At 55.9% G+C, this 25776-nt stretch carries 31 protein-coding genes; 25 read left to right on the top strand and 6 right to left on the bottom strand.

The window, feature by feature from the left end:
* The first annotated feature begins 1 nt into the window (after position 1).
* The 13 genes from G7K71_RS11195 to ftsY all read left to right on the top strand — a co-directional run bounded on the left by G7K71_RS11195 (position 2) and on the right by ftsY (position 10815).
* A complete protein-coding gene (locus G7K71_RS11195; protein WP_166346456.1) occupies positions 2-1051 on the top strand; it encodes a phosphotransacetylase family protein in 1050 nt (349 codons plus the stop codon).
* A 140-nt stretch (positions 1052-1191) separates the two neighbouring features.
* Positions 1192-1728, top strand: a complete 537-nt coding sequence (locus tag G7K71_RS11200) for a DUF177 domain-containing protein (RefSeq protein WP_166346459.1) — start codon at positions 1192-1194, stop codon at positions 1726-1728.
* A gap of 27 nt (positions 1729-1755) precedes the next feature.
* Positions 1756-1932 carry a 50S ribosomal protein L32 gene (gene rpmF / locus G7K71_RS11205; protein ID WP_166346462.1) on the top strand — a complete coding sequence of 59 codons (177 nt, stop codon included), beginning with the start codon at positions 1756-1758 and terminating at the stop codon, positions 1930-1932.
* Positions 1933-2303: 371 nt separating this feature from the next.
* Positions 2304-2882 carry a transcription factor FapR gene (gene fapR / locus G7K71_RS11210; RefSeq protein ID WP_166346465.1) on the top strand — a complete coding sequence of 193 codons (579 nt, stop codon included), beginning with the start codon at positions 2304-2306 and terminating at the stop codon, positions 2880-2882.
* Positions 2879-3889 (top strand): phosphate acyltransferase PlsX, encoded by a 1011-nt coding sequence (gene plsX / locus G7K71_RS11215; RefSeq protein ID WP_166346468.1) that lies wholly within the window; start codon positions 2879-2881, stop codon positions 3887-3889. Before fapR ends, plsX begins: the two co-directional genes overlap by 4 nt.
* Entirely contained in the window at positions 3889-4944 is a 1056-nt protein-coding gene (locus tag G7K71_RS11220; protein ID WP_166346471.1) for a beta-ketoacyl-ACP synthase III, read from the top strand. The genes plsX and G7K71_RS11220 overlap by 1 nt, the downstream gene beginning before the upstream one ends.
* A 37-nt stretch (positions 4945-4981) precedes the next feature.
* Positions 4982-5875: an enoyl-[acyl-carrier-protein] reductase FabK gene (fabK, locus tag G7K71_RS11225; protein ID WP_243174948.1), complete on the top strand. Its 894-nt coding sequence runs from the start codon at positions 4982-4984 to the stop codon at positions 5873-5875.
* Positions 5872-6810 (top strand): ACP S-malonyltransferase, encoded by a 939-nt coding sequence (fabD, locus tag G7K71_RS11230; protein ID WP_166346474.1) that lies wholly within the window; start codon positions 5872-5874, stop codon positions 6808-6810. The genes fabK and fabD overlap by 4 nt, the downstream gene beginning before the upstream one ends.
* Before the next feature lies 1 nt (position 6811).
* The gene (gene fabG, locus G7K71_RS11235; protein WP_013823344.1) at positions 6812-7555 is read left to right on the top strand and encodes a 3-oxoacyl-[acyl-carrier-protein] reductase; all 744 of its coding nucleotides are present in this window, start codon (positions 6812-6814) and stop codon (positions 7553-7555) included.
* 50 nt (positions 7556-7605) lie between these two features.
* The gene (gene acpP, locus G7K71_RS11240; RefSeq protein WP_013823343.1) at positions 7606-7836 is read left to right on the top strand and encodes an acyl carrier protein; all 231 of its coding nucleotides are present in this window, start codon (positions 7606-7608) and stop codon (positions 7834-7836) included.
* Positions 7837-7916: 80 nt separating this feature from the next.
* Positions 7917-9152: a beta-ketoacyl-ACP synthase II gene (fabF, locus tag G7K71_RS11245; protein WP_013823342.1), complete on the top strand. Its 1236-nt coding sequence runs from the start codon at positions 7917-7919 to the stop codon at positions 9150-9152.
* Positions 9153-9169: 17 nt separating this feature from the next.
* Positions 9170-9901 (top strand): ribonuclease III, encoded by a 732-nt coding sequence (rnc, locus tag G7K71_RS11250; RefSeq protein WP_013823341.1) that lies wholly within the window; start codon positions 9170-9172, stop codon positions 9899-9901.
* 2 nt (positions 9902-9903) lie between these two features.
* The gene (ftsY, locus tag G7K71_RS11255) at positions 9904-10815 is read left to right on the top strand and encodes a signal recognition particle-docking protein FtsY (RefSeq protein WP_013823340.1); all 912 of its coding nucleotides are present in this window, start codon (positions 9904-9906) and stop codon (positions 10813-10815) included.
* A gap of 132 nt (positions 10816-10947) precedes the next feature.
* Here ftsY and G7K71_RS11260 read toward each other — a convergent pair whose 3' ends face one another.
* Complete coding sequence (locus G7K71_RS11260; RefSeq protein ID WP_166346477.1) at positions 10948-12048, bottom strand: NAD(P)/FAD-dependent oxidoreductase; 1101 nt, start codon at positions 12046-12048, stop codon at positions 10948-10950.
* A 121-nt stretch (positions 12049-12169) separates the two neighbouring features.
* Here G7K71_RS11260 and G7K71_RS11265 point away from each other — a divergent pair, with 121 nt between their 5' ends.
* Positions 12170-13294 carry an endospore germination permease gene (locus G7K71_RS11265; RefSeq protein ID WP_166346480.1) on the top strand — a complete coding sequence of 375 codons (1125 nt, stop codon included), beginning with the start codon at positions 12170-12172 and terminating at the stop codon, positions 13292-13294.
* Here the strand turns inward: G7K71_RS11265 and G7K71_RS19880 are convergent.
* Entirely contained in the window at positions 13253-14353 is a 1101-nt protein-coding gene (locus G7K71_RS19880) for an NAD(P)/FAD-dependent oxidoreductase (protein WP_166346483.1), read from the bottom strand. The two genes, G7K71_RS11265 and G7K71_RS19880, sit on opposite strands and share 42 nt — an antisense overlap.
* Positions 14354-14508: 155 nt before the next feature.
* Between G7K71_RS19880 and G7K71_RS11275 the strand changes: the two genes are divergently transcribed.
* Positions 14509-14958, top strand: coding sequence for a hypothetical protein (locus tag G7K71_RS11275; RefSeq protein WP_013823336.1), 450 nt, complete (start codon positions 14509-14511; stop codon positions 14956-14958).
* Between the two features lie 162 nt (positions 14959-15120).
* Positions 15121-15564, top strand: a complete 444-nt coding sequence (locus tag G7K71_RS11280) for a CBO0543 family protein (RefSeq protein WP_166346486.1) — start codon at positions 15121-15123, stop codon at positions 15562-15564.
* 34 nt (positions 15565-15598) lie between these two features.
* Here the strand turns inward: G7K71_RS11280 and G7K71_RS11285 are convergent, their stop codons facing one another.
* Genes G7K71_RS11285 through G7K71_RS11295 form a run of 3 tightly spaced genes read right to left on the bottom strand, consistent with a single transcriptional unit; the run spans position 15599 to position 16387 of the window.
* Positions 15599-15841 carry a hypothetical protein gene (locus tag G7K71_RS11285; protein WP_013823334.1) on the bottom strand — a complete coding sequence of 81 codons (243 nt, stop codon included), beginning with the start codon at positions 15839-15841 and terminating at the stop codon, positions 15599-15601.
* 13 nt (positions 15842-15854) lie between these two features.
* Complete coding sequence (locus G7K71_RS11290; RefSeq protein WP_166346489.1) at positions 15855-16061, bottom strand: hypothetical protein; 207 nt, start codon at positions 16059-16061, stop codon at positions 15855-15857.
* 17 nt (positions 16062-16078) lie between these two features.
* Entirely contained in the window at positions 16079-16387 is a 309-nt protein-coding gene (locus tag G7K71_RS11295) for a helix-turn-helix transcriptional regulator (RefSeq protein WP_166346492.1), read from the bottom strand.
* Positions 16388-16584: 197 nt separating this feature from the next.
* Between G7K71_RS11295 and mtnP the strand changes: the two genes are divergently transcribed.
* The 9 genes from mtnP (at position 16585) to G7K71_RS11340 (ending at position 24264) form a co-directional block, all read left to right on the top strand.
* Entirely contained in the window at positions 16585-17370 is a 786-nt protein-coding gene (gene mtnP, locus G7K71_RS11300) for an S-methyl-5'-thioadenosine phosphorylase (protein ID WP_166346495.1), read from the top strand.
* A gap of 17 nt (positions 17371-17387) precedes the next feature.
* Positions 17388-18455 (top strand): S-methyl-5-thioribose-1-phosphate isomerase, encoded by a 1068-nt coding sequence (mtnA, locus tag G7K71_RS11305; RefSeq protein WP_166346498.1) that lies wholly within the window; start codon positions 17388-17390, stop codon positions 18453-18455.
* A gap of 19 nt (positions 18456-18474) precedes the next feature.
* Complete coding sequence (locus G7K71_RS11310; RefSeq protein ID WP_166346501.1) at positions 18475-19728, top strand: adenosylhomocysteinase; 1254 nt, start codon at positions 18475-18477, stop codon at positions 19726-19728.
* Between the two features lie 55 nt (positions 19729-19783).
* A complete protein-coding gene (locus G7K71_RS11315; RefSeq protein WP_166346503.1) occupies positions 19784-20467 on the top strand; it encodes a class II aldolase/adducin family protein in 684 nt (227 codons plus the stop codon).
* An 80-nt stretch (positions 20468-20547) separates the two neighbouring features.
* Positions 20548-21849 (top strand): amidohydrolase, encoded by a 1302-nt coding sequence (locus tag G7K71_RS11320; RefSeq protein WP_207712888.1) that lies wholly within the window; start codon positions 20548-20550, stop codon positions 21847-21849.
* 92 nt (positions 21850-21941) lie between these two features.
* Entirely contained in the window at positions 21942-23117 is a 1176-nt protein-coding gene (locus G7K71_RS11325) for a class I SAM-dependent rRNA methyltransferase (protein ID WP_166348326.1), read from the top strand.
* A 236-nt stretch (positions 23118-23353) separates the two neighbouring features.
* Entirely contained in the window at positions 23354-23569 is a 216-nt protein-coding gene (locus G7K71_RS11330) for a hypothetical protein (protein ID WP_013823325.1), read from the top strand.
* Positions 23553-23879, top strand: a complete 327-nt coding sequence (locus G7K71_RS11335) for a type II toxin-antitoxin system PemK/MazF family toxin (protein ID WP_166346506.1) — start codon at positions 23553-23555, stop codon at positions 23877-23879. The genes G7K71_RS11330 and G7K71_RS11335 overlap by 17 nt, the downstream gene beginning before the upstream one ends.
* A 13-nt stretch (positions 23880-23892) precedes the next feature.
* Entirely contained in the window at positions 23893-24264 is a 372-nt protein-coding gene (locus tag G7K71_RS11340) for a PD-(D/E)XK nuclease family transposase (RefSeq protein WP_279286355.1), read from the top strand.
* Between the two features lie 248 nt (positions 24265-24512).
* Here the strand turns inward: G7K71_RS11340 and G7K71_RS11345 are convergent, their stop codons facing one another.
* A complete protein-coding gene (locus G7K71_RS11345; protein WP_013823322.1) occupies positions 24513-25679 on the bottom strand; it encodes a diguanylate cyclase in 1167 nt (388 codons plus the stop codon).
* Positions 25680-25776: the final 97 nt, after the last annotated feature.

The following is a 25776-nucleotide window of genomic DNA, read 5'->3' on the forward strand; positions in this document are numbered from 1 at the left end:
GATGAGAAATCTGTACATTATGGGCACTCCGGCCAGCGGTAAAACGGCCCTGGCCCTGGGCCTGGCTCAAAAATTGCAAAAAGAAGGGTTTCGGGTCGCCTACTTTAAGCCCATCGGGAGTCCTTCCCGGGGAGCGGAACGGGTGGATGAGGATGCCGTTTTAATGCGGGAAGTGCTGGGGATGGACGTGCCCCTGGAACTAATAGTTCCCCGGATGATCGGACCGTCCTATCTGTCCGGGAACGGTTGTAAAGACGCCCTTTCCAAGGTTCGCGCGGCTTACGAGCAGATCTCCGCAGGTGCCGATGTGGTGATTATCGGCGGGGCGGCCTACCCCTACGCTTACGCCGCCTGCGGGCTGGACGATATTACCCTGGCCAGACAACTGGACGCTCAGGTATTGCTGGTGTTAAACGTTGAAAATGATTTTGGCTTTGACCAGGTCCTGTTCTTTAACCGCAGCCTTACCGCGGCGGGGGTAAATCTGCTGGGCAATGTTTTCAATAATATTCCCCGTCCCCTTTTGGCCAAAATCGAAGGTATCTACCGGCCCATTTTAGAAGAAAACGGTTACCGCACTCTGGGTGTGATCCCGCGCCGCCCGGAAATTGCTTCCCCTACCGTGGAAGAATACTATGAAGTTCTGGGCGGGGAAATCGTGACCGGCAGCGAGAATCTAAAGCGCCTGGTGGAGGATGTGGTGGTCGGCGCCATGACCGCCGAGAGCGCCCTGACCTATTTCCGCCGCACTGCCGATAAGGCGGTGATTCTGGGTGGCGACCGGGCCGATGTTGCCCTGGCCGCCCTGGAAACCAGCACTTCGGTGCTCATCCTGACCGGAGGCCTCTATCCCGACGTGAAGGTAATTGCCCGGGCGCAGGAAAAGGGGGTACCGCTGATCCTGGTTCACTATGATACCTATACTACTATCGAAAAAATCAGCCACTTGTCCCGTCGTTTAAAGCCGGGCGATACCACCGGAATTAAAGTAGCCCTGGAAAACGTGGAACAGTATTGCCAGTGGGAGGCCATTGTGGAGGCGTTGCGCTAATTATAGGCCAGTAGCTACACCGCCGGCCAGGCAACCGGCGGTGTTTTTAGTGCCATTGAGGGCGGCTGCCCAGGCATTTGCCTTGACAAAGGAACGACACCCCTATATAATGAGTTTTGTTAAATTAAGGGGTGTTTGACATGCGTATTAATGTGGCGGATTTGAAAAAGAGCCCCGGGGAAAGCATAGAGCTGGAGCTTTCTTCTCCATTGCCGGAACTGGAATTCCACGGGGACAGGTTGAGCTTTGACGGCCCTGCCCGGGCGTTCCTTGAGATCAGTAATACCGGGAAAACCCTTTTAGTGGAGGGGGAGGTCAAGGGTACCCTGGAAGTCCGCTGTGCCCGCTGTTTGGAGCCTTTTCGCTTGCCGGTGGAGGCCACGCTGAGCGAGGTATACTATCCTGCGGACAGTGAAGAGATGGTTGTTGCAGATCCGGCTAAAGAAGAGTACCAGGAATGGATCCCCTTTTCCGGCGATGTCCTGGATATTACGCCGGAAGTGCTAAAGAGCATTTTGCTGGTATTGCCCATGCGTTTCCTCTGTGATGAGGGTTGCCGTGGTCTCTGTCCCCGGTGTGGCCAGAACCTGAACATGGCACCCTGTGCCTGTTCCGGGGAAGATGTGGACCCGCGCCTGATGATACTCAAAGACATGTTTAAGGATAGCAACCGGTAACCTTTGGTTAAAGGGGGGTGGAGTGTTATGGGTGTTCCGAAAAGGAAAACTTCCAAGCGGCGGGCCAGAATGCGGCGGGCCCACTGGAAGATAGAAGCCCCGGGACTGGTGCGTTGTTCCCAGTGCCGTGCCCTGATTATGCCTCACCGGGTTTGCCCGGAATGCGGGTATTACAAGGCAAAAGAAGTGGTGAAAGTTCAGTAGGACCATGTAAAGTTTAAGTAGGCGCACATGACGCATTCATAACCATTATCAGCGGATAAGAGCCGCCGTTTTGCACTAAGAAGCGACCCTGGCCCAGCACTCACCGCAACCTGGTTCTCTGATAGTAATACTGCTAACCATTACGGCTTTAGTCCCTGTGCAGGTACCTGGAACCGGTGAGTGCTGGGTGAGTGCTGGGGAACGGAGCAAAACGGCAGGCGAATACAGAATTACCCAGGCAACTCCGGTAAAGGCGGGTATGTTTGCCCTGCCTGCACCGGAAAATTTTTTGCCCTGAAGGAGTTGCTTTATTTTGGCATTCCCGCTATACTTATTAGTACCTGGTGCTAAAATTTTTTGGTGATGGGGCAATGTCCAGAAGTCATGCGGGAAAACTGAATCGCCAGCAGCTGGTTGCCCGTTATCTGACCGGCAATCCTTTCCTCACCGATGAGGATCTCGCCGCTATTCTCGGGGTCAGCGTCCAGACTATCCGGCTGGATCGCAATGAGCTACATATTCCGGAAAAACGTGAGCGTTTGGAGCAGGTGGCCCGGGGTGTTTACGGCCGGCTCCGGGCTTTAAGTGAAACCGATCTGGTGGGTGAGCTGGTGGAGCTGAACATAGGCAAATCGGGCGTTTCCATACTGACCATCACCGATGAGATGACCCTCAAGCGCACCCGCGTGGCCCGGGGGCATTATTTGTTTGCCCAGGCCAACTCCCTGGCGGTGGCTTTATGCGATGCTGAGGTGGCCCTTACCGGCACCACCAAGGTGAGTTTCCGCCGCCCGGTGTTCTGCGGGGAAAAGGTGATAGCCAGGGCGTTTGTAAGGCGCAAAAAAGGCAATAAATATATGGTAAGGGTTACCTCAAGAGTCAATAACGAGGTAGTGCTGGAAGGAAAATTTCTCATCTTCGCCATAGCAGAGGAGGTCTGGCGGCAGTGAAAATTGCCGTTGATGCCATGGGCGGTGACCATGCGCCGGGAGAAATCGTGCGGGGGGCAGTGGAAGCGGCCCGCGAATACCGCCAGGAGATCATTCTGGTGGGGGACCGGGAAAAAATTCTGGCCGAATTGGGTCAGTCGCTCCCGAACCCTATTGAGGTGTTCCACGCCCCGGAAATTATTACCATGGAGGAACAGCCGGCCGTAGCAGTCCGGAAAAAGAAGCAGTCTTCCATTGTGCAGGCTGTCAGGCTGGTTAAGGAAGGGGAGGCAGCGGCCCTGGTTTCTGCCGGCAGCACGGGAGCGGCCATGGCGGCTTCCCTTTTAGGTTTCGGACGCATCCAGGGGATTGACCGCCCGGCCATAGCCAGTATTTTACCCCGGCGGGGGGGAACCACCGTCCTTTTAGATGCGGGAGCCAACGTGGACTGCAAACCCCACCATTTATTGCAGTTTGCCATTATGGGCTCCCTGTACGCCGAAAAAATCCTTGGCGTTCCCCGGCCCCGGGTCGGCCTTTTAAATGTGGGTGAAGAAGAAACAAAGGGCAACGAACTCACCCTGGCCACCTTTCCCCTCCTGCGCCAGGCAAATATTAACTTTATCGGCAACGTGGAGGGGCGGGATATCTTCGCCGGCACGGTAGACGTGGTAGTTTGCGATGGTTTTGTGGGGAACATTGTTTTAAAGGCCGGAGAAGGGCTGGCGGCGGCACTGCTGGGAATGATCAAGGAGGAAGTTACCAGGAGCTGGCTGGCCAAAATGGGTACGGCCATGGCCATCTCTGCTTTAAAGTGCTTTGAAAAGCGCATCGATTATGCGGAGTACGGTGGCGCACCGCTTTTAGGAGTCAACGGGGTATCCATTATCTGTCACGGCAGTTCTACCGCCCGGGCGATTAAAAACGCCATTAAAAGGGCCAGGGAAGCAGTTGAAGCCGGGCTGGTAAGCGCCATCCGGAGCAGTATTGAAAACATCGCGGAGCACCAGAAAGTGGGGATAAGTTAATGTCCAAAGAAATTTTGCCCGTGGGAATTTGGGGTACGGGCATTTATGTGCCTGAACGGGTGCTTACCAATGCGGATCTGGAGCGTATGGTGGACACCAGTGACGAGTGGATCCGCACCCGCACAGGCATCCGGACAAGACATATTGCTGCGGATCACGAGGCAGCTTCCGACCTGGCTGTTCAGGCCGCCCGGCAGGCCCTGGAGGATGCCGGGGTTGCCGGTGAGGAAATTGATTTAATAATCGTGGCTACCAGCAGCCCAGACATGCTGTTCCCGGCCACGGCCTGTCTGGTGCAGCATGCCCTAGGGGCAAAAAGGGCCGGGGCCTTTGACGTTCAGGCGGGGTGTAGCGGCTTTATATACGCCCTGGCCTGCGGCAGCCAGTTTATCGCCGCCCGGGCTGCCAGAACCGTCCTGGTAGTTGGCACTGAGGTCCTGAGCCGGCTGGTGAACTGGCAGGATCGCAACACGTGTGTCCTCTTTGGTGACGGCGCCGGGGCAGTGGTTATGGGGCCGGTGCCGGAGGGCTACGGCATCCTGGCCACCCGTTTGGGTGCGGAAGGATCGGGGGGTTCTCTTTTATCCCTTCCGGCGGGCCTTTCCCGTTACCCGGCGTCTGAGGAAACACTGGCTAAAAAACAGCACTTCATACATATGAACGGCCGGGAAGTGTTTAAGTTTGCCGTCAAGGTGATGGAAGAGAGCTGCCGGGAGGTTTTGCAGGCAGCCGGTCTGGATATAAAAGAGCTGGATTTTTTAATTCCCCACCAGGCCAACATCCGCATTATCGAGGCTGCCGCTAAAAGGCTGGCCCTGCCTTTGGAACGGGTATGGATCAATGTGGACCGTTACGGCAATACTTCCGCTGCTTCCATTCCCCTGGCTTTGCACGAGGCTCTGGAAGCGGGACGGATCCAGAACGGCGATCACGTGGTGCTGGTGGCCTTTGGCGCGGGGCTCACCTGGGGAGCCACCCTGCTGCGCTGGCACGATTACCGTTCAAAACCTTTGAGAAGGGAGACGGATAACCATTATCCGCACGAAGCTTTGTGATTTGCTGGGAATTGAATATCCCGTCATCCAGGGTGGGATGGCCTGGGTTTCCACGGCTGAACTGGCTGCTGCCGTTAGCGAGGCCGGCGGGTTGGGAATCATTGGTTCCGGCCAGGCCCCCCCGGAATGGGTGCGGGAGCAGGTACGCCTGGCCCGGAAACTGACGTCCAAACCCTTCGGAGTAAATGTGATGTTGCGCTCGCCTTACGTGGACGAAGTGATGCAGGTACTTCTGGAGGAACGGGTTCCGGTAATTACCACCGGGGCGGGCAACCCGGGGAAATACCTGTCCGGCCTGCAGGCGGCGGGCATCCGGGTAATTCCGGTTGTATCTTCGGTAGCCCTGGCCAGGCGCCTGGCCAGAAGCGGTGTGGATGCCCTTATTGCCGAGGGCATGGAGAGCGGCGGCCATGTGGGTGAGCTGTGTACTTTTCCCCTGGTCCCGCAAATTGTAGACGCGGTGGATATTCCCGTCATTGCCGCTGGCGGTATTTATGACGGCCGGGGTCTGGCCGCCGCCCTCATGCTGGGGGCGCAGGGTGTCCAGATGGGTACCCGTTTCATGTGCGCGGCGGAATGTACCATTCACCCGGCCGTAAAGGAGATGGTGATTAAGGCCAGGGACCGGGATACGGTGGTCACCGGCCGGCCCACAGGCCACCCGGTGCGGGTACTACGCAATAAATTGAGTAAACAATTTGAAGAACTGGAAAGCCGGTGCGCCCCGCCGGAAGAACTGGAGAGGCTGGGAGTAGGGAAACTGCGGGCGGCTATGGTTGAAGGCGATGTGGAATACGGTTCAGTGATGGCCGGGCAGGTTTCGGCCATGGTGCGGGAAATTCAGCCCGCCCGGGAAATTATTCTGGACGTAGTGCGGGGCGCGGCGGCCCTGCTATCGGCCGCATCCCGGTGGGTGGTGTCCGGCAAATGAAGCTGGCCTTTATCTTCCCCGGCCAGGGGTCGCAGTATGTGGGTATGGGCCGCCAGATGTACGAGTGCTTCCCGGCCGCCCGGCGCACCTTTGAAGAGGCCGACGCCTCTCTGGGCTTTACCTTAAGCCGCTTGTGTTTTGAAGGCCCGGCAGAGGAACTGCAGCATACCGTGAACGCCCAGCCGGCCATTCTCACGGTAAGTGTGGCCTGTCTACGGGTGCTGCAGGAAAAGGGGGTGGTACCGGACGTGGCTGCCGGCCACAGCCTGGGGGAATACAGCGCCCTGGTGGCGGCGGGGGCCATAACCTTTGCCGATGCGGTAAAAATTGTGCGCAAGCGGGGCCAGTTCATGCAGGAGGCGGTACCCCTGGGAGCCGGGGGGATGATGGCCGTTCTCGGACTGGATGTTCCCACGGTCCAGGAGATCTGCCGCCGGGCATCCGATGCCGGGGTGGTGGAAGCGGTCAACCTCAACTGTCCCGGTCAGGTAGTCATTGCCGGGGAAACGCAGGCTTTGGAACGGGCCTGTGTGCTGGCCAAAGAAGCTGGAGCCAGGCGGTGCGTTCCCCTGGCCGTAAGCGCTCCTTTTCATTCCAGCTTGATGCGTCCGGCCGGGGAGAAACTGGCCCGGGAACTGGAACAGGTGGTCGTGGCGGATCCCCGGTTTCCCGTGGTGGCCAATGTTACCGCTGACTACGTGACCTCCAAAGAGGAGGTAAAAAGGCTCCTGGTACAGCAGGTTTACAGCCCCGTGCGCTGGGAGGAAAGCATGCGGCGGCTCATTGACGGCGGCATCCGGGCCTTTATCGAGGTGGGTCCCGGGACGGTATTATGCGGCCTTTTGCGCAAAATTAACCGTCAGGTAAACTGCTGGTCGGTCCAGGACCCGGAGTCCCTGGAAAAAGTCCTTGCATGCCTTAAGGAGGTTAGCTAAAATGTTACTTGACGGTAAAAAGGCTGTTGTTACCGGCGCTTCCCGGGGCATCGGCCGGGCCGTTGCCCTGGCTTTGGCCCGGGCCGGGGCGGACGTGGTGGTGAATTTTAACGGTCAGGCCGCTGCCGCCGAGGAAGTGGCTGCCCGCATTCGTGAGATGGGCCGGCAGGCGGTAACCTGCCAGGCGGATGTTTCCGTACCTTCCGAGGCGGTAAAACTGGTTAATGTGGCCGCCGAGCAACTGGGTGCACTGCATATCCTGGTGAATAACGCGGGGATCACCAGGGATAACCTGGTGATGCGCCTGGCGGATGAAGATTGGGACCGGGTGCTGGACGTAAATTTAAAGGGTGCTTTCAACACCATAAAAGCGGCTTCCCGGTTGATGATGAAAGCCCGCTGGGGCCGCATCATCAACATCAGTTCGGTGGTCGGTATCACGGGCAACGCCGGCCAGGCCAATTACGCCGCCAGCAAGGCGGGGCTCATCGGTCTGACCAAAGCGGTGGCCAAAGAACTGGGCTCCCGGAACATCACTGTCAACGCGGTGGCACCGGGGTTTATCCTTACCGATATGACCGGCTCCCTATCCGGGGCCGTCAGGGAAAAGATGTTGAGCCGGGTGGCCCTGGGCCGCTTCGGGCAGCCCGAAGAGGTAGCGGCGGCGGTGGTTTTCCTGGCCAGCGATGCTGCGGGATATATTACCGGCCAAACCATTGTCGTTGACGGAGGTCTAACTATGTAGGCCGAGTACATAAAGTTTGTGTATAGTAGCAGGGGAAGGGGGTGAAACGTTTGTCCGTTTTTGAGAAGGTTAAAGCCATCATTGTGGAACAATTGGGGGTAGATGAATCCGAGGTGACCATGGAAGCCTCCTTCATTGAAGATTTGGGGGCTGACTCCCTGGACATTGTGGAACTGGTGATGGCCCTGGAAGAGGAATTCGACCTGACTATTCCCGATGAGGATGCGGAAAAGATCCGCACCGTGGGTGAGGCCGTCAGATATATTCAGGAGCATTTATAGGTAATATATGTCCCGGGTCCCGCGTAAAGCGCGGGACTTTTTGAAATATGCTTTTATGAATCGCTTGAGGAGGTAAGGTTTTGTCCAATAGAGTTGTGGTAACCGGTGTGGGAATAATATCCCCGGTGGGTACCGGTGTCGAAACCTTTTGGGCCAATATCACGGCAGGGAAGAGCGGCGTGGGGCCCATTACCCGCTTTGATGCCAGTGCCTACGATACCCGCTTTGCCGCCGAGGTAAAGGATTTCGACCCCACCCGGTACATTGACAAAAAAGAAGCCCGGCGCATGGATCGCTTTACCCAGTTTGCCCTGGCCGCTACGAACATGGCGCTGGAAGATGCCGGTCTTGACCTGGAACAGGTGGACAGGGACCGGGTTGGCGTTATTTTGGGCTCGGGTATTGGCGGTATTGAGACCCTGGAAGAGCAGCACCAGGTTCTTCTGAAACGCGGCCCTGGACGGGTGAGTCCCTTTTTCATCCCCATGATGATTGCCAACATGGGGGCAGGGCAGATTGCCATCACCCACCGGCTGCGGGGTTGTAATTTAACTGTCACCAGCGCCTGTGCCTCCAGCAGTCATGCCGTGGGTGATGCCTTTCGCCTGCTCCAGTGGGGCCATGCGGATATAGTGATCACTGGCGGCAGCGAGGCGCCCATTACCCCCCTGGCGGTGGCGGGTTTTTCGGCCATGAAGGCCCTTTCCACCCGCAATGACGAACCGGAGAAAGCCAGCCGGCCCTTTGATGCCGGGCGGGACGGTTTTGTCATTGGTGAAGGGGCAGCCATCCTGATCCTGGAGACCCTGGAGCACGCCCAAGGGCGAAAGGCCCGCATTTACGCCGAGGTGGTGGGTTACGGCACCAGCTGCGACGCCTACCACATTACGGCGCCCGATCCCGAGGGCAGCGGGGCGTCTTTATCCATGGAACTGGCCCTCAAAGATGCCGCCCTTCCGCCGGAAAAGGTGGATTATATCAACGCCCACGGTACCTCCACCCCTCTGGGAGACCGGCTGGAGACGGTGGCCATTAAACGTGTCTTTGGTGATCACGCTTACCGGCTAGCCGTCAGTTCCACCAAGTCCATGACCGGCCACCTCCTGGGGGCGGCGGGTGGCCTGGAGGCAGTCGTCTGCGTGCTGGCCCTTTACCACGGGGTGATCCCCCCAACCATCAATTATGAGGAACCGGATCCGGAATGCGACCTGGACTACGTACCCAACCGGGCCCGCAAGGTGCCTGTGGAGGTGGCCTTAAGCAACTCCTTTGGTTTTGGGGGACATAACGCTACCCTTATATTCCGCAAGCTTTAAGGTAAAATGGTGATTAGATGGCGTACAATGAAGAAAAAATCAGCATTTTGAAGGAAAAACTCGGGTTCCGCTGGCAAAACGAGGATTTGCTGTGCCTGGCTTTAACCCACAGTTCCTATGCCTACGAAAAAATTTTCCGGGGTCAGGAAAACAACCAGCGGTTGGAATTCCTCGGCGATGCGGTGCTGGAACTGGTGGTCAGCGATTATCTCTACCGCACCTATCCCGGGCACACCGAGGGGGAATTGACCAGATTGCGGGCGGCGATAGTCTGCGAGCCCTCCCTGGCCCGGACGGCCCGGGAACTGGATCTGGGTTCCTGCCTTTACATGGGCCGGGGGGAGGAACGCTCGGGGGGGCGGGAACGCCCCTCCATCCTGGCTGATGCCTTTGAGGCCCTTTTAGGAGCCGTTTACCTGGACCAGGGGCTGGAGATGGCCAGAAAGGTGGCCCTGCAGTATCTCAAGCCGGTCATTGATGACGTGCTGGAAGGTCGCGTGGAGCGGGACTATAAAACCGAACTGCAGGAAATCCTGCAGGAAGAAGGTCAAGTAGACATAAGTTACGCCATTTTGCGTGAGGAAGGACCCGATCATCATAAAATCTTTACTGCCGCGGTATATTTTGGGGGTAAGGAGATGGGCCGGGGGCAGGGGCGTACGAAAAAAGAAGCGGAGCAACAGGCCGCGTGCCGGGCACTGGCCAGGCTGGGATATCTCCCCGGGACGGGGCATCGGGAGGGTTTTTAGGGATGGGACTTTTTAACCGCCTGAAGGAAAGTTTAGCCAAAACCCGGCAGGGCCTGGTGGAAAAAATCGAAAATCTCATTGCCGGACGTCGGGCCATTGATGAAAGCCTCTTTGATGAGCTGGAGGAAGCGCTGATTGGAGCCGACGTAGGGGTGGAAACGACCCTGGAGTTGATGGAAACCCTGCGCCGGCAGGTTAAAGAACGAAAGGTACAAGATCCTGAGCAGCTAAAGCCCCTTCTGCAGGAACTCATCCAGGGCATCTTGAGTACGGGCGAGAGTTCCCTTAACCGGGGTGGCCCCCCCACGGTAATCCTGGTGGTGGGGGTTAACGGCGTGGGTAAGACCACCACCATCGGTAAGCTGGCCCACTACTTCAAATCCCGGGGGGAGCGGGTACTTCTGGGGGCGGCGGATACCTTCCGGGCGGCGGCCATCGACCAGCTGGAGATCTGGGGCCGGCGGGTAGGAGTGGATGTGATCAAGCATAAGGAAGGGTCCGACCCGGCAGCCGTAGCCTATGATGCCCTGCAGGCGGCCAGAGCGCGGAAAATGGACATGCTCATTATCGATACCGCCGGCCGGCTGCATACCAAAAGCAACCTCATGGATGAACTGAAAAAAATCCGCCGGGTGCTGGGCCGGGAGCTGCCCGGGGCGCCCCACGAGGTGTTGCTGGTGCTGGATGCTACCACCGGGCAAAATGCCATTTCCCAGGCCCGCCTGTTTGGTGAGGCCACCGGTGTGACGGGTGTTGTCCTGACCAAGCTGGATGGTACGGCCAAGGGCGGGGTGATTATCGGCATCCGCCAGATCCTGGACATACCGGTTAAATTCATTGGTATCGGTGAAGGAGTGGAGGATCTGCGTCCCTTTAACCCGCAGGAGTTTGTAGCCGCCTTATTTGAAGAATAGATAAGCTTAACCGTAAAGTTAACTAAAGGGCAGGGCCCAGAAACTGGATGGGCGGCGGTTGTCCCTTAAGGAGCACGGAGCGACGGGGGACAACCGCCACCCCGATAGTTATGCGACAGTTTCTTTAAAGTTTTACATACCGGGGCGGATTTTTTGCTTTAATTGCTGCAAGAGGTTGAACAATCCCGTGCCGTATTGTAATACGTCGATGTTGGTATTGTAGATCAGCTGCTTTATTCCAGGGGTGGTGACCAGTTTTACCAGGTTGTCGAAATCGGCGTTGTTCATATTGTTGAGTACCAGGCGTAAAGTTGCCAGGCGGGTGATCTTCCGGCGCAAATCGCGGGTCAGGTTGGTGTAGGATTCCCCCCGGGCCAGTGCCCGGCCGGCATAAATCCCGCTCCTGATGGAGGCCATGACGCCGAATCCTAAAAAAGGCTCCATGAAGCCCCCGGCATTTCCGATCATCAATACATTGCCCACTTGCGGCGGGTAGCAATAGCCGCTGGTATGCTGTCGGGAAAAATTCTCCAACACCTGGTAATCAAGCTCTTCCATTTCCCAGAAGAGACGCCATTTCTCTTCAATCTCATCGGCATTGCTATCGCTAACTATTAAAATCAGGGAGGCGCGGTGAGCATTGAAGGGTGTGAGGTAGGCGTAGGTATGGCGTGAGTATTTAGTATTAACCCACATGATCAGGGTATTGGGGTCGAAGTTCCCCAGTACCACCGCTCCCCGCACCCAGGTTTTCAAGAAGTCCTGCCAGCAGCCCAGCGTGCGCGCGACCGTTGGTGTGCCGTCGGCCACCACCACGTAATCGTAATGGCGCGCCAGCACCTGCCAGTCGGCATAACGGTTAAAATATACCGGCGTTTTTAAGAGGGAGTAGAGCTGGCTTTCCGTGGAATTTTCGTCCTGCCCCCGCCGGAGGAAATAACCCAGCTGTCCGGTAACAGTGCGGGTGACGCTGGGCATATGCATAATAACTCTTTTCCAGGGGGCCAGGGGCTTGATGGGCAAATGCAGCTCGTTTTGTAAGTAATCCATCTGGTCTTTGATGGGCCGGGACATGAGTTGTAAAAGCCCGGCTACATGGTTAAAAGTTTCCCCCGCACGGGAGCGCTGCTCAAAAATAGCCGGGGCGATGCCGTGACGCTCCAGTTCCAGGGCGCAGGCCAGGCCGGAAATACCGGCGCCGATAATGGCAATCCGGGGCGTGTGGCGACCCATGCTTGTCCCTCCCATGTGCAAACAAGCCTCTACATTAGTATACCCTTGAGGTTTTCCTACAAGCCCCAACCCTGTATATCTACCCCCGTTTCCATACACAATACTATGGGAGTAAAAGGGGGTGCAGTTAGTGGATCAGGGGGGAGGCGATAACCTCATTGAAAAAGGGCGAATTTCCTCCCGCCAGTTGGCCATGTTGCTCTTTACCCTGGTCATATCGACCGTCGATGTTTACCTGCCGGCAGTGGTGGCCGGTGTAGCCGGAAGGGATGCCTGGATAACGGTAATCCTGGCGGTTTTATATGCTTTCATCATCTGGGCGGTGGCAATAGGCCTGGCCTCCCGTTTTCCCCGCCAGACGGTAATCCACTACAGCAAGGAAGTGTTAGGCCCCATCCTGGGGGGCTTCATTGGATTGTTACTGATTATTTTTTTCTTTTTCGTGGGGGCCAGCGTCACTCGCATGCTGGCCGATGTCATGGTCACGGCCTTTATGCCAAGTACACCTCTAGTGGTTTTTACCACGAGCGTTATGCTGGTGGCTTCTTATGCAGTCTTCAGCGGGCTTGAGGTCATAGCCCGGGTAAACGAAATTATGCTCCCCCTGGGACTCGCCGCACTCATTTTTGTTGGTTTCGGTTCTTTGCCCCAGGTAGATTTTGGCCGCTACCTTCCCCTGATGGAGCGAGGCCTGGGGCCGGTGAACTGGGGAAGTATCATTTTAGTCAGTACCGTAGCCGAAATTGTGATTGTACTGATGCTCTATCCATATATAAATGGTCAGACCCGGGTCGGAGTAAATGGCCTGTGGGTGCTTCTGGGTTTGGGGGCGGCCATGCAAATTGGCGTGCTGGCCATCGGCCTTTTTACCGCAGAGGTTACCGCTGCCATGAACTTTCCGGCCCTGGAAATGGTGCGGGCCATCAGGTTGGGAGCTTTTATGACCCACCTGGATGTGGTAATCGTGGCTGTTTGGGTGGGGGGCATTTTTTTAAAGCTGGCCCTGCTTTATTATGTGGTGACTTTGGGGCTGGCCCAGTGGCTGGGCCTGTCCAGCTACCAACCCCTGCTGGCGCCAGTGGGGATCTGGATGGTTATCTATTCACTGTTCGCCTATCATTCCATAGCCGATTTTTGGGCCCTGGAGTTGAAGGTGTTTCCCGGATACTCTTTGTTTCATACATTTTTAATTCCCTTGTTTCTTTTAGTGGTGGCGTGGGTGCGCGGATGGGGTGCGAAAGGTTAATTTATTAAAACCTGCTAAGATGGCATAAATTTTAGGGATTATATCCAGCCCGGAGTGGTAAATAAGATGCTTTATGCCGGGCATCCCCAGAATGCCTACCAGGCGATCCAGACCATAATTGTCCAGTTTGTCCAGGCTGGAGCGCAGCTCGTTCAGCTCGTTAATGCGCCGGGTCAAAGGCTTTACCAGCCTTTCATAATCGTCATTGCTGGCAATGGCCTGGGCGGCCAGCACACCGCTGATCATCCCGGAAAAAAGGCCCAGGCCGAGGAGGCTGCTGACAAAGCCCCCGCTATTACCAACCAGGAGGATGTTGCCCACCTGGTGACGGGTGATCCGGCCGCAGTGAAATTGCTGTTCATAAGTTTCTGTGGTGTGGTAATGCAGATTTTCCGCTTCCAGAAAAAGTTCCCAGTAATCATCCATTTCCTCGGGTTTAATCCCTCCTACACAGAGGTGTATACTGGCCCGACCCCGGTCGAAGGGAGCCAGATAACCATAGCTGTGACCCGCGTAACGGGTGTCCCAGAACATATGGAAGGTATGGGGATCAAATTGCCCCAGTACCAGGGCTCCCTTGATAACTACATTGGCATATTCCTGCCACAGGCCCAACTGGCGGGCGGGTTTGCTGTCTCCCGTGGCCACCACCACCCAGTCGAATTCCCGGGCCAGGTCCCGCGGATCGGCAATGGTCTCGAAAATTACCGGTGAGCTGAGCCGGGCTGCCAGCTGGTTTTCAATGGAAAGGGGAGAGCGCCCCCGGTAAACCAGATATCCCAGACGCCGGGACCGGATGACCGACCGGTGACTGGGGCTGTATATAACAATAGAGCGCAGGGGAGCCAGGGGATGCAGATAAAGACCGTATTTACGGGCCAGATAAGCCAGCTGGTCTTTTACGGGAAGCCACGCCAGGTGCAAAAGCATATCCACCCGCTCCACCGGGTGGCCTATGCGGTGATACCGCTCAATAATCACCGGTTTTATCCCGAGCCGTTGCAGTTCCAGGGCGCAGGCCAGACCGCTGGGCCCGGCGCCAATGATGGCTACGCGCAAAAAGAATCACTCCTGCCTGGCTTTCTGTTAGCTTTACTCATATTGTTCGATACAGCAGGTGATATTATGAGTTAATCATATTCGGATTCGATTCAGCCTTCTCCAAAAGCGGGTGGAAGACATGCCGGGCAAAATGGAAGGGAGACAGGTGACGCATGCCCTGGGTAATTTCCTTTGCGATTAGCTGGCTGGTTTTCTTTGCCCTGGCGGACCGCCGGAGGTACATGCCCCTGTTGGTGGGGGGGCTGGCGGCCGTGATTGTGCAGCTTTTAACAGATAATATCGGACATTACCTGAATCTTTACCGTGTATCCGATCCCGTGCTACCTATCTTATATTCTTCAGCGTTTTTTACCTTTGGACCCGTGTTTACCATGGGTGCCCTTTTCGGCCAGTACCTTCCTTCCCTGCGCTGGCTCCAGGGGCTCCATATTATAGCCTTCTCCGGCCTGTTCCTGTTGGAAGAGCATATGTTTATGCTGGCGGGCGTGCTGGCATACACCCATTGGGATCATTTTGCCAGTCTACTTGTAAATACGCTGGTCTTCGCTGGTCTGGCCTGGCTTGTGGAGAGCCAGCGGGTGGGCTGGGGTAGCCCTGGTTAATCTTAATTTAAAAATAAAAATAGGTTTGCCGCCTGATGGAGGGTATGAGGTGAATCTCTTTGTTTTTACCGTTTTTTCTGTTGGGGTGGCCCTGGCCGTAGTACTGTGGTTGCTGGTAATCAGAAGGCTGGAATCGTGAAACGTTAGGGTAGGTATGTGTCTTTGGCCTGGTTGATATGGTTTGTCTTTTCACTGGGATTATCTATTTTAGCGGCGGGAAAGAAAGGCTGGCTTCAGTTCTGGCCTGTAGGTCTGGTTGCCCTGGTGGTGGTCTATGTCCTGGACAGCGCCCTGGTCAATTTAGGAGCTTTTTCCTATCGTTACGGCGTGCCGGCTTTGGGGGGGCTGCCCTTGCTGTACTTTTTATCCGTTTTTCCCAACGGTATTATTTTGGCCCGGTTTTACCCGCCCCGGCGCCGGTTGCGCCTGCCGTATGTGCTGGTGGTGGCGGCATTGTTTTTATTTATGGAGTGGCTGATGATTATCACGGGTAATTTCCGGCACCTGCATTGGACCCTGGAGTATAGCCTGGTGTTGAATGCAATTGGAATGATCCTGGTTCTGTGGTTGGGGGAGTGGCTGGGGGTAATTAAACCGGGAGAGTAAATGTGAGGGGGGTTCCGCGTCAGGTGGAGTGTAATTACAGGCGGAAGCGGGGGCGCGTCTCCAGCCCGGGCAGTATTTTAGCGGGAGCGAAGGGGTTGGCTTCCATAGCTGTTATTTCAGTGCGCAGGACAAGCACATGTTGTGTTTCTTCATCCCTCAGACGCATGAAAAGTTCCCGGGCAACCGGGTTGATCATCAGCAGCATTTGTTCATTGTAAAAGGTTTGGCTCCACATCTTGTCTACCAGTACATCGTACAGTAGATCCAGTTTATTCACGGTTTTTTTCACCTCAGCGAATGTTCAATTCCTTCATTTCCTTTTTGAGCATGGCAACACGCCGGCGGCTTGCCACGGCAAAGTGGCCAAAGAGCTCCTTTAATTTTTTATCCCGGGCGTTGCGGGCTAGAAAGGCGTATTTTGACTGGCGCTTCTGTTCCATATCTATGGCCAGTTTAATAGCATTATTGAGGATTTCCTTTTCGGTGAGCAAAGACAAGTCAACCACCTCATTATTTAGTCTTTTCTTTCAAGGCTCTGGTTATGCGCTCTAACATTCATTAAGACCTTCATCAAATCTTTGACCAGTTCATTGGTCACGGTATAACAAATTTCCGTTCCTTGGCGCCGGCCCCTGATGATTCCCCGGGATTTCAAAATGCCTAAATGTTGGGAAACGGTGGATTGTGGTAAATCGAGACATTCTCGCATTCTGGTCACGTTGCATTCGTTGTTGATCAGCCCGTCTACAATACACAGGCGAATGGGGTGGGCCAGGGCTTTCAGGAGTTCGGCCTTTTCCTCGTATTGCTGGACTTTGTTCATAGCATCACCTGCTATCGTTTTATCCGTATATTACGATTTTAAAGCGGCTTTCCCCGACCTGTCAATGACCCGTTGGGCAGGTCAATTTTGATAAATTAAAAGGAAAGTAAGCGGCAAGGGCGAATAGTAGCTAAGGTTACAAAAAAGGCTAATTAAACGAGGGGAATAACGCTTGCCTGAAACGGAGGGGTTATAATATGACTGTACGCATAGCCATCATTGGCGGGACGGGAGTGTACGACCCCAATATTTTAAGCGATGTTCGCCAAAAACGCCTGGAAACCCCCTTTGGTCCGGCCTGGGTAAAGATCGGTACCTACCGGGGCAGGGAGGTGGCCTTTATGGCCCGGCACGGGGAAGACCACTCGGTGCCCCCCCACCTGGTTAACTACCGGGCCAACATTTGGGGTCTCAGGCAGCTGGGGGTGAAAAACGTCTTTGCCACGGCTGCCGTGGGTTCTTTGAACACGGAAATGAAACCCAAACAGTTTGTTTTCGTGGATCAATTTCTGGATTTCACCAGGTCCCGGGTTCAGACTTTTGTGGAGAAAGGGGTGGTCCACCTGGACATGACCGACCCCTATTGTCCGGAATTGCGGTCGACCCTGGCCCGGGCCGCGCAGGAGCTGGAAATGGAGCATCATGTCAGAGGTACCTATGTTTGTACCGAGGGGCCGCGCTTTGAAACCCCGGCCGAGATCCGCATGTTCCGGCAGTTGGGAGGGGATCTGGTGGGCATGACCAGTGTACCCGAGGTGGTCCTGGCCCGGGAGGCGGGTATTTGTTACGCCACCATTGCCATGGTGACCAATTTTGCTGCAGGTATTTCGCCCACCCGCCTCTCCCACCAGGAAGTGGTGGACGTGATGGCCGAAAATGTGGGTAACCTGCGCCGGCTGGTTATGCGGGCCATTGAGCTTTTGGACCCGGACCGCACCTGCCTGTGTCACGAGTCACCGCTGGATCCCTCAGCCGTGAAATAAAGGAAGGGGTGGGCACCTTGGACACTATGCGCTGGGAGAACGGGACGCTGGTGCTCCTGGATCAAACTAAATTGCCCGGTAGGGTGGAATATATCTACTGCCGGGATCACGAAACTGTAGCTGAAGCCATTCGTAGCTTGCGGGTGCGGGGGGCGCCGGCCATCGGCGCGGCGGCGGCCTACGGCCTGGTACTGGGGGTGCTGGCGTCGGGAGCTAAAAGCCGCGAGCAACTGCTTGCCCGGGCCCGGGAGGTGGCAGACGTTCTTGCCTCCACCCGGCCTACAGCCGTCAACCTCACCTGGGCCTTAAACCGCCTGCTGGCCCGGCTGGAGGCTTCACCGGTTGCGGACCCGGAAGAATTAACAGAGCTTTTAATAAACGAAGCCCACACCATTTACCGGGAGGATCTGGAGGGCAATAAGCGCATCGGGCAATTTGGCCAGGAGCTGGTTCCCCGCGGGGCAAGGATTCTTACCCATTGTAATGCCGGCGCGCTGGCCACGGCCGGTTACGGCACTGCCCTGGGGGTGATCCGGGCCGCCCACGAAGCCGGGAAACAGGTCAGCGTTTATGCCGATGAGACCCGGCCCCTGTTGCAGGGAGCGCGCCTTACCACCTGGGAGTTGCTCCAGGATAATATACCGGTTACCCTGATCACCGATAATATGGCCGCTTATCTTATGGCCCGGGGCATGGTGGACCTGGTGGTGGTGGGGGCGGATCGCATTGCGGCCAACGGGGACGTGGCCAACAAAATCGGTACCTACGGCCTGGCCGTACTGGCTAAAGAACACGGCCTTCCCTTTTATGTGGCTGCCCCCCTGTCCACCGTAGACCTTTCCCTGGCCAGCGGTAAGGATATTCCCATTGAGGAGCGGGAGCCGGAAGAAGTGACCCACCTGGCCGGTGTACCGGTGGCTCCCGCCGGTGTTAAGGTGTGGAACCCCGCCTTTGACGTTACCCCGGCCCGGCTGGTGACGGCCATTATTACCGACCGGGGGGTGGCCCGGCCGCCCTATGCAGAAAGCCTTCCCCGGCTGTGCAGTACTGTTGCAAAACCAGAAAATAGTATTTATTTTATTTGAGAAATGAGGAGAGCGAAAAATGCAGGACTATCTTGTACGGGACATCAACCTGGCGCCCGGGGGCAGGCTGAAAATAGACTGGGTGCGGGTTCACATGCCGGTTTTAAATGCCATCCGGGCGGAATTCGAAAGGGAAAAGCCCTTTGCCGGAGTGCGGGTGGCCATGAGCATTCACCTGGAAGCAAAAACGGCTTACCTGGCCGAGGTACTCAAAGCCGGCGGGGCAGAGGTGGCCATTTCCGGGTCCAATCCCCTCTCTACCCAGGACGACGTGGCTGCGGCCCTGGCGGCGGCAGGTATCCACGTCTATGCCTGGCATGGCGCCACCGACCGGGAATATACGGAGCACCTGGTCAAAGTTCTGGAAATCCGCCCCCACGTGGTTATTGATGACGGCGGTGACCTGGTTCACCTGCTTCATACCCGTTGCCGGGAACTGGCCTCGGAGGTAGCCGGGGGATGCGAGGAAACCACCACCGGGGTATCCCGCCTGAAAGCCATGGAGAGGGAAGGAAAACTCCTTTTCCCCATGATTGCCGTCAACGATGCCCGGTGTAAGTTCCTTTTTGATAACCGCTACGGGACCGGGGAATCGGTATGGGCCGGCATCATGCGCACCACCAATTTGCTGGTGGCGGGCAAGACGGTGGTGGTGCTGGGTTACGGCTGGTGCGGCAGGGGTGTGGCCATGCGTGCCGCCGGGTTGGGCGCCAGAGTAGTGGTTTGTGAGGTGGACCCGGTCAGGGCCCTCGAGGCATATATGGACGGCTACCTGGTGATGAAAAGCGAGCAGGCTGCCGGGGTGGGGGATATCTTCATCACCGTTACCGGCTGCCGCGATGTTTTAAGGGGTGAGCACTTCCGGCGCATGAAGGACGGGGCCATTCTCGCCAATGCCGGCCACTTTGACGTGGAGATCAACAAGCCCGAGCTGGCCGCAGCGGCCGTTTCCCGCCGGGTGGTCCGGCAGAACATCGAAGAATTCACCCTGCCCGACGGGCGGCGCATTTACCTCCTGGGGGAGGGGCGCCTGGTGAATCTGGCCGCCGGGGACGGTCATCCGGCGGAGATCATGGACATGTCCTTTGCCCTGCAGGCCCTGTCCGCCCGCTATATCTGGCAAAATAAAGACCGCCTGGCGCCCCGTCTATACCTGGTACCGGCCGAGTTGGACCGGCAGGTGGCGGAACTGAAACTTTCCTCCCTGGGCATTGAAATTGACCGGTTGACACCGCAACAGGAGACCTATATTCAAAGCTGGCAGGGCGAATGAGCCTCAGGTTTTATCTTAAAAGAGTAAATCAAACTGCGGGAGGAATCGGTATTGTATGACGGTGGCGGCGGAAAAGTACAAAGAACAGGTATATAAAATGGGCCTGCGCATGGCCACCAGCGGGCTGGTGACGGGCACCTGGGGTAATCTTTCCGCCCGGGTTCCCAAGGAAAATCTGGTAGTAATCACGCCCAGCGGCTTGCCCTATGCCACCCTTCAGGTCCGGGACATGGTAGTTCTGGACATGAACGGCCGGGTGGTGGAGGGAGAACGGCGCCCCTCCACGGAATTCCATCTGCATCTGGCGATTTACCGCGCCCGTCCCGACGTCTATGCCGTGATGCACACCCACAGTGTTTTTGCCAGCGCCCTGGCCGTGGCCCGCAAGCCTATCCCTCCTATTTTGGAGGACCTGGCCCAGACGGTGGGCGATGGTGTGCCCGTGGCCAGCTATGCCCGGGCCGGTACGGAGGAACTGGCCCGGGCGGCAGTGGAGGCTCTGGGAAACCGGGGGGCGGTACTGCTGGCCAACCACGGCGTTGTCGGAGTCGGGCGCAACCTGGAAGAAGCATTTATGGTCTGCCAGATAGTGGAGAAATCGGCCAAAGTTTATGTCTGGGCCGACCTGGTGGGAAAGCCCGCCATCTTACCGCCGGACGAGGTGCAGGCATTGAGGGATTCTTACCTGAACAGTTACAGCCAGGCCGCCGTGCGGAATTATGCCGTGAACGACCGGTAAAGTATGGCCGGCCTGCCGGGACGGTATCAAGTTCTGCCCGCGAAAGTTTGGAAAGTTTCCAGGGTTTGGAGGAGTTAATAATGGGTATGTTGATCCGCGGAGCCGCCGTGCTGACCATGGAAAAGCCTGAGTCTTTGTTGCCAAGCGGGGAAATAATTGTTGAGGGGCAGTATATAACCCATGTGGGTCCGGCCGGGAGCGTTTCCCCGGAGCGCACCTTCGACCGGGTAATCGACGCCCGGGGTATGCTGGCCATGCCGGGCTTCGTGAACTGCCATACCCACGCGGCCATGACTTTATTTCGCGGTTATGCCGACGACCTGCCCTTAATGCAGTGGCTGCAGGAGAAAATCTGGCCTGTGGAAGAACGGCTCGAGCCTGAAGATGTTTACTGGGGTACCATGCTGTGCTGCCTGGAAATGATCCGGTCCGGGACCACTACCTTTGCCGATATGTACTTCCATATGGACGAGGCAGCCCGGGCTGTGGAAAAGGCGGGCTTACGGGCCAGCCTGTCCCGGGGGATGATTGGGCTTTCCCCGGGGGCGGGGGAGGCCCTGGACTACAGCCGCCGTTTTATCCGCGACTGGCATGGCCAGGCCGGGGGGCGCATTACCACCATGCTGGGCCCCCATGCCCCCTATACCTGCCCGCCCGATTTTTTGCACCGGGTTATGGAAGTGGCGGCCGATTTGAAGGTGGGAATCCACATCCACATTGCGGAAACCCGGGCTGAGATCGAGGAAATACGTCAGAAATACGGCAAAACACCTGTTGTGCTCATGGATGAGGTGGGCCTGTTTGAGTTTCCCGTGCTGGCTGCCCATTGCGTCCATCTCGATGAAAACGACATCCGCATTCTGGCCGAAAAGAAGGTGGGTATAGCCCATAACCCTGAAAGCAATATGAAACTGGCCAGCGGTATTGCCCCGGTAACCCGTTTGCTGGCTGCCGGAGCGCTGGTGGGCCTGGGCACCGACGGGGCGGCCAGCAACAATAACCTGGATATGATGGAAGAGATGCGTTCTGCGGCGCTGCTCCAGAAGGTGGCCACCATGGATCCCACGGCCCTGGCTGCCTTTGATGCCCTGTCCATGGCCACGGCAAACGGTGCCCGGGTGCTGGGACTTCATGATGTGGGCCTGCTTAAACCCGGTTATAAAGCGGATATTATTTTAATTAATCTTGACCAACCCCATTTCTACCCGCGGCATGACCTGGCGGCCCACCTGGTTTACGCAGCCCGGTCGGCGGATGTGGAAACAGTCATCATAGACGGCCGGGTGGTCATGGAGAAAAGACAGGTGCTGACCATGGACGAGGAAGAGGTATACCATGAAGTGCAGAAACGTTCCCAGAGGCTGGTGGGGACAGGTCTTTAAATTACGGAGCAGGGTAGTTGTTCAGCAAAACCGCTACCATCGGCACCATAGCGGGGTTGCTGAACATTTACGGAGCAGGTGAGGGTGACTGTATGGCAGTAGTTAAACTGACCCGGGGCCGGCATCACCGGGTCTTAAACGGACATCCCTGGGTTTACCGCACCGAGGTGGAAGATATTCACGGTCATTTTAACCCCGGCGATGTGGTGGAAGTGGTGGATCACCGGGGGCGGTTTGTGGGGCGGGGCTATATTAACCCCTCCTCCCAGATCCTGGTGCGCCTGCTTACCCGGGAGCAGGGGGAAAAGATTGACCGGGAGTTTTTTCGCCGGCGCTTAATGGCGGCTCTGGAATACCGCCGCCGGGTGGTGCGGCATACCAATGCCTGTCGCCTGGTTTTTGCCGAGGCCGATTTTCTGCCCGCGCTGATCGTGGACCGGTTTGGCGATTACCTGTCCGTGCAGACCCTGGCCCTGGGAATAGATGTGCACAAAGATACGATTGTAGAGCTTCTGGATGAACTATTAAATCCCACCGGTATTTACGAAAGAAACGATGTGCCGGTGCGGGAACTGGAGGGGCTGCCCCTGGTGACGGGCTTTCTTAAAGGCCCCTTTAACCCTTTAGTGGAGATAGAAGAAAATGGGTTGCACTTTTTAGTGGACCTGGCCGGGGGGCAGAAAACGGGTTATTTTTTAGATCAACGGGAAAACCGGCTGGCCCTGGAGGGGCTGGCCGGGGGAGCCCGGGTGCTGGATTGTTTTTGCCACGCCGGCACTTTTTCCGTTTATGCCGCCCGTTTCGGGGCCAGAGAGGTGCTGGGTATTGATGTGGCGGGCGACGCCCTGGAGATGGCCCGGGAAAACGCGGCCCGAAACGGGTTCGGGCAGGTTTGCACCTTCCGGGAGGGTAACGCCTTTGATGAACTGCGGGCCATGGACCGGGCCGGGGAACGGTTTGACTTAATTATTCTCGATCCGCCGGCCTTTACCAAATCCAAAGAGGCGCTGGAAGGGGCCATCCGGGGCTACAAGGAGATCAACTTGCGGGCCATGAAGCTGTTACCTTCAGGTGGTTTTCTGGTTACTTGCTCCTGTTCTTACCATATGACCGAGGATCTCTTCCTGGAAGTATTGCTGGATGCTGCCCGGGATGTAGGGCGGCAGTTGCGCCTGGTGGAAATGCGCCGCCAAGCCAAAGACCACCCCATGCTTCTCGCTTCGCCGGAAACGTATTATTTGAAGTGTTTCGTGCTTCAGGTCTTCTAAAGCCTGAAAAATCGCGGTTGCGCGGGGGATGTCAGCAAACGGCAATGGGGAGCTGTTTTCTTCCATTGCCCGGGCGCTCCGGAGCTTGAGGAAGCGCACTTTGCGGTCAGTTAAAGGCGCAGGAAGCCGCCCTGCTCCCGAACCAGCGGGCAAACTCCCCTGAGCTGGCGAAGCTCCGGGAAGAGCTGAATGACGCCCGCGTCCGGGTGACCGGCATTTTTCGGAAGGGAGTGGCTATGATGAAAACGTTGTGTTATTATAGTCGTGGGGTGATTCTTATGGGCAAGATAGAAGAGCTTCTTCAGGAAATAAACCAGCTTTCGATTGAGGAAGCAAAAATTCTTTACAAGGAATTACTTCGGCGGATAGCGACGCCACTCCGGGACCCGGAAGAAATTTACGACGACTGGAATGACCCGGAGGTGGATAAAGCCTATGCCAAATCCTGGTGAGGTAGTGGTTACTAATTTCGCGTATTCTGACCTGAGCGGGGCGAAAGTGCGGCCCGCTCTTGTTGTAAGTAAACCCGAATTTACTGCGGTGACAGGCTTAGTTGTCGTAGCGGCAATATCAGGGCAACCGGTTAAAAATGCTTTCGAGTACGCTTTAAACAACTGGAAGGAAGCTGGTCTTAATCTACCCTCTAAGGTTTGTGCGGGCAAGTTATTTGCGGTAAATTCGAGCTTAGTTAAGAAAATTGGGAAGTTAAGTGAAAGCGATTTTGTCGAGGTTAAAAAATTATTGGCAAACGCTTTGGTCTAAATAAAATTACGCACTGGAAGCCTGGTTAATGTACCTGAACAACCTTCCGGGCGACGAACTGGAGGCGATACCGGTGGAAGTGCCGGGCCTGAAAAAAGCGTTGACCATCGAAGAAATTTTCAAGAAAAGCGAAAAGGAGCGCCGCCTTTACGAGCTGCGGGAAAAGGCCATCCGGGACGAGATATCTATGGTGGCCGGAGCTAAAGCAGAAGGCGTAAGAGAATCCATTATTAGATTTGTCCGGAAGAGATTCAAATCGGTATCAGGCGAGTTGCAAGCAAAAATTAAACAGATAACCGATATTGAAGCATTGGAACGCCTTTACGATGAATTGCTTGACGTGGAAACACCAGAGCAGGCGGCAGAAATCGTTTCCAGGATGTGAGCCCTGGTTAACCCGCCTCCTGTTCAATAAGAATTTTGAACCCGGCAGGGATAAATGACCCTTGCCGGGTGTTTTTGTTTTCTTGGTGGGGCCTTCTGTCTTAATCGCTGTGTGGTTTTGCGAGAGCCGTCGAACTGAACCACCGGTCGCCGCTTCTTTTCCCGGAGTGCTGTCCGGGTACCTGCGGTTTATTCACTTCGTTAGAACACAAAACCGGGTGCGATGGGTTTCCCTTGAAAGCCGGGAATTTAGTTCAGCTTATCGGCAACTATCCTGTTGCGCCCGCTGCTTTTGGCCAGGTAGAGCCTCTCGTCCGCCGTTTTTAACAGCGAAAGGGCGTCTTCTCCGTCGTGCGGAAACTGAGCGATGCCGCCGCTGAGAGTCAGGTTCTTTGCGCACAGGACATCGGATAAACTGGCTTCGTTAAATACCCTGCAGAATCGTTCGACGACCGCGCATGCCCTCTTGATGTCGGTTTCCGGGAGGATAATTAAAAATTCCTCTCCGCCGAATCTGGCTACCAGGTCCACATTTCTCAAACACTTACGGGCCAGGTCAGCCATCAGCGTGAGCACTTTGTCGCCTTCGGTGTGGCCGTAGTTGTCGTTCACCAGCTTGAAATTATCGATGTCCAGCATAGCGACAGAGAATACATGGCCGTATCTTTTGCTCCGGTTGATTTCGCCTTGCAGGGCTTCCATACCGAAACGCCGGTTGGGAAGACCGGTTAGTTTATCTGTCAGTGCCTCTCTTTTCACGGTTTTGATGAGCCGGTTATTGTATATTGCCAACGATGCATAGCCCGCTAGAATGTTAATCAAATCTATGTTCTCTTTCAACCGGTCCATCTTAGTGTCATGTTCAAAGAGAATATTTATGCAGCCGAATGCCACGCCCTCCGCGACCAGCGGTACACAGGCATACGTGTACTGGTCGGGTGAGTCCAGCATTTCCGGGCAGGGGACGGTGCTTTCCAGCGGTGAGTAGATTATGGGGCGGCACGTCTTAATTGCAATGCAGTTGAGCGGACTTTTTGAGCATACGTTTTTGATATCGTGCGCGGCAGATTTCTCTTCCGCAACGGTTTCCAATTTGGTACGACTGCTGGAAGCGCATAAAATCCTGATTGTTACCGGTTCCTGGAGTAATTTGCGCAGGATGTTTATGGCGCTGACGCAGATGCTCTTTTCGTCTTCAATGCTGAACATTAGGGAGCACAGGAATGCCGTTTCTTTCAACATTTTAATCAGTCTTTGCGATTCTTGGTAGTAGCTTTTTACCAGCGTGTAGTGATTGTCCTTGATTTCTGCAACTTTCTGACAAAACACTTTCTGATTTTCAGTTATGTTTTGAACCAGGCTATCAAGGGATTTAAGAATCTGGTAATTTTCTGAAGGGTGTACGAAAGATTGCATAAATAAAAAGCCCCTCCCTGTTTTAACACAAACTGGCAGGCGGCGGTTGCGCTACTGGCTCACTCCGGTCCAAGCGCCCACGTTACAGACCGCAGTT

The sequence above is a fragment of the Desulfofundulus sp. TPOSR genome, assembly GCF_011393055.1.
Lineage (GTDB): Bacteria > Bacillota > Desulfotomaculia > Desulfotomaculales > Desulfovirgulaceae > Desulfofundulus > Desulfofundulus kuznetsovii.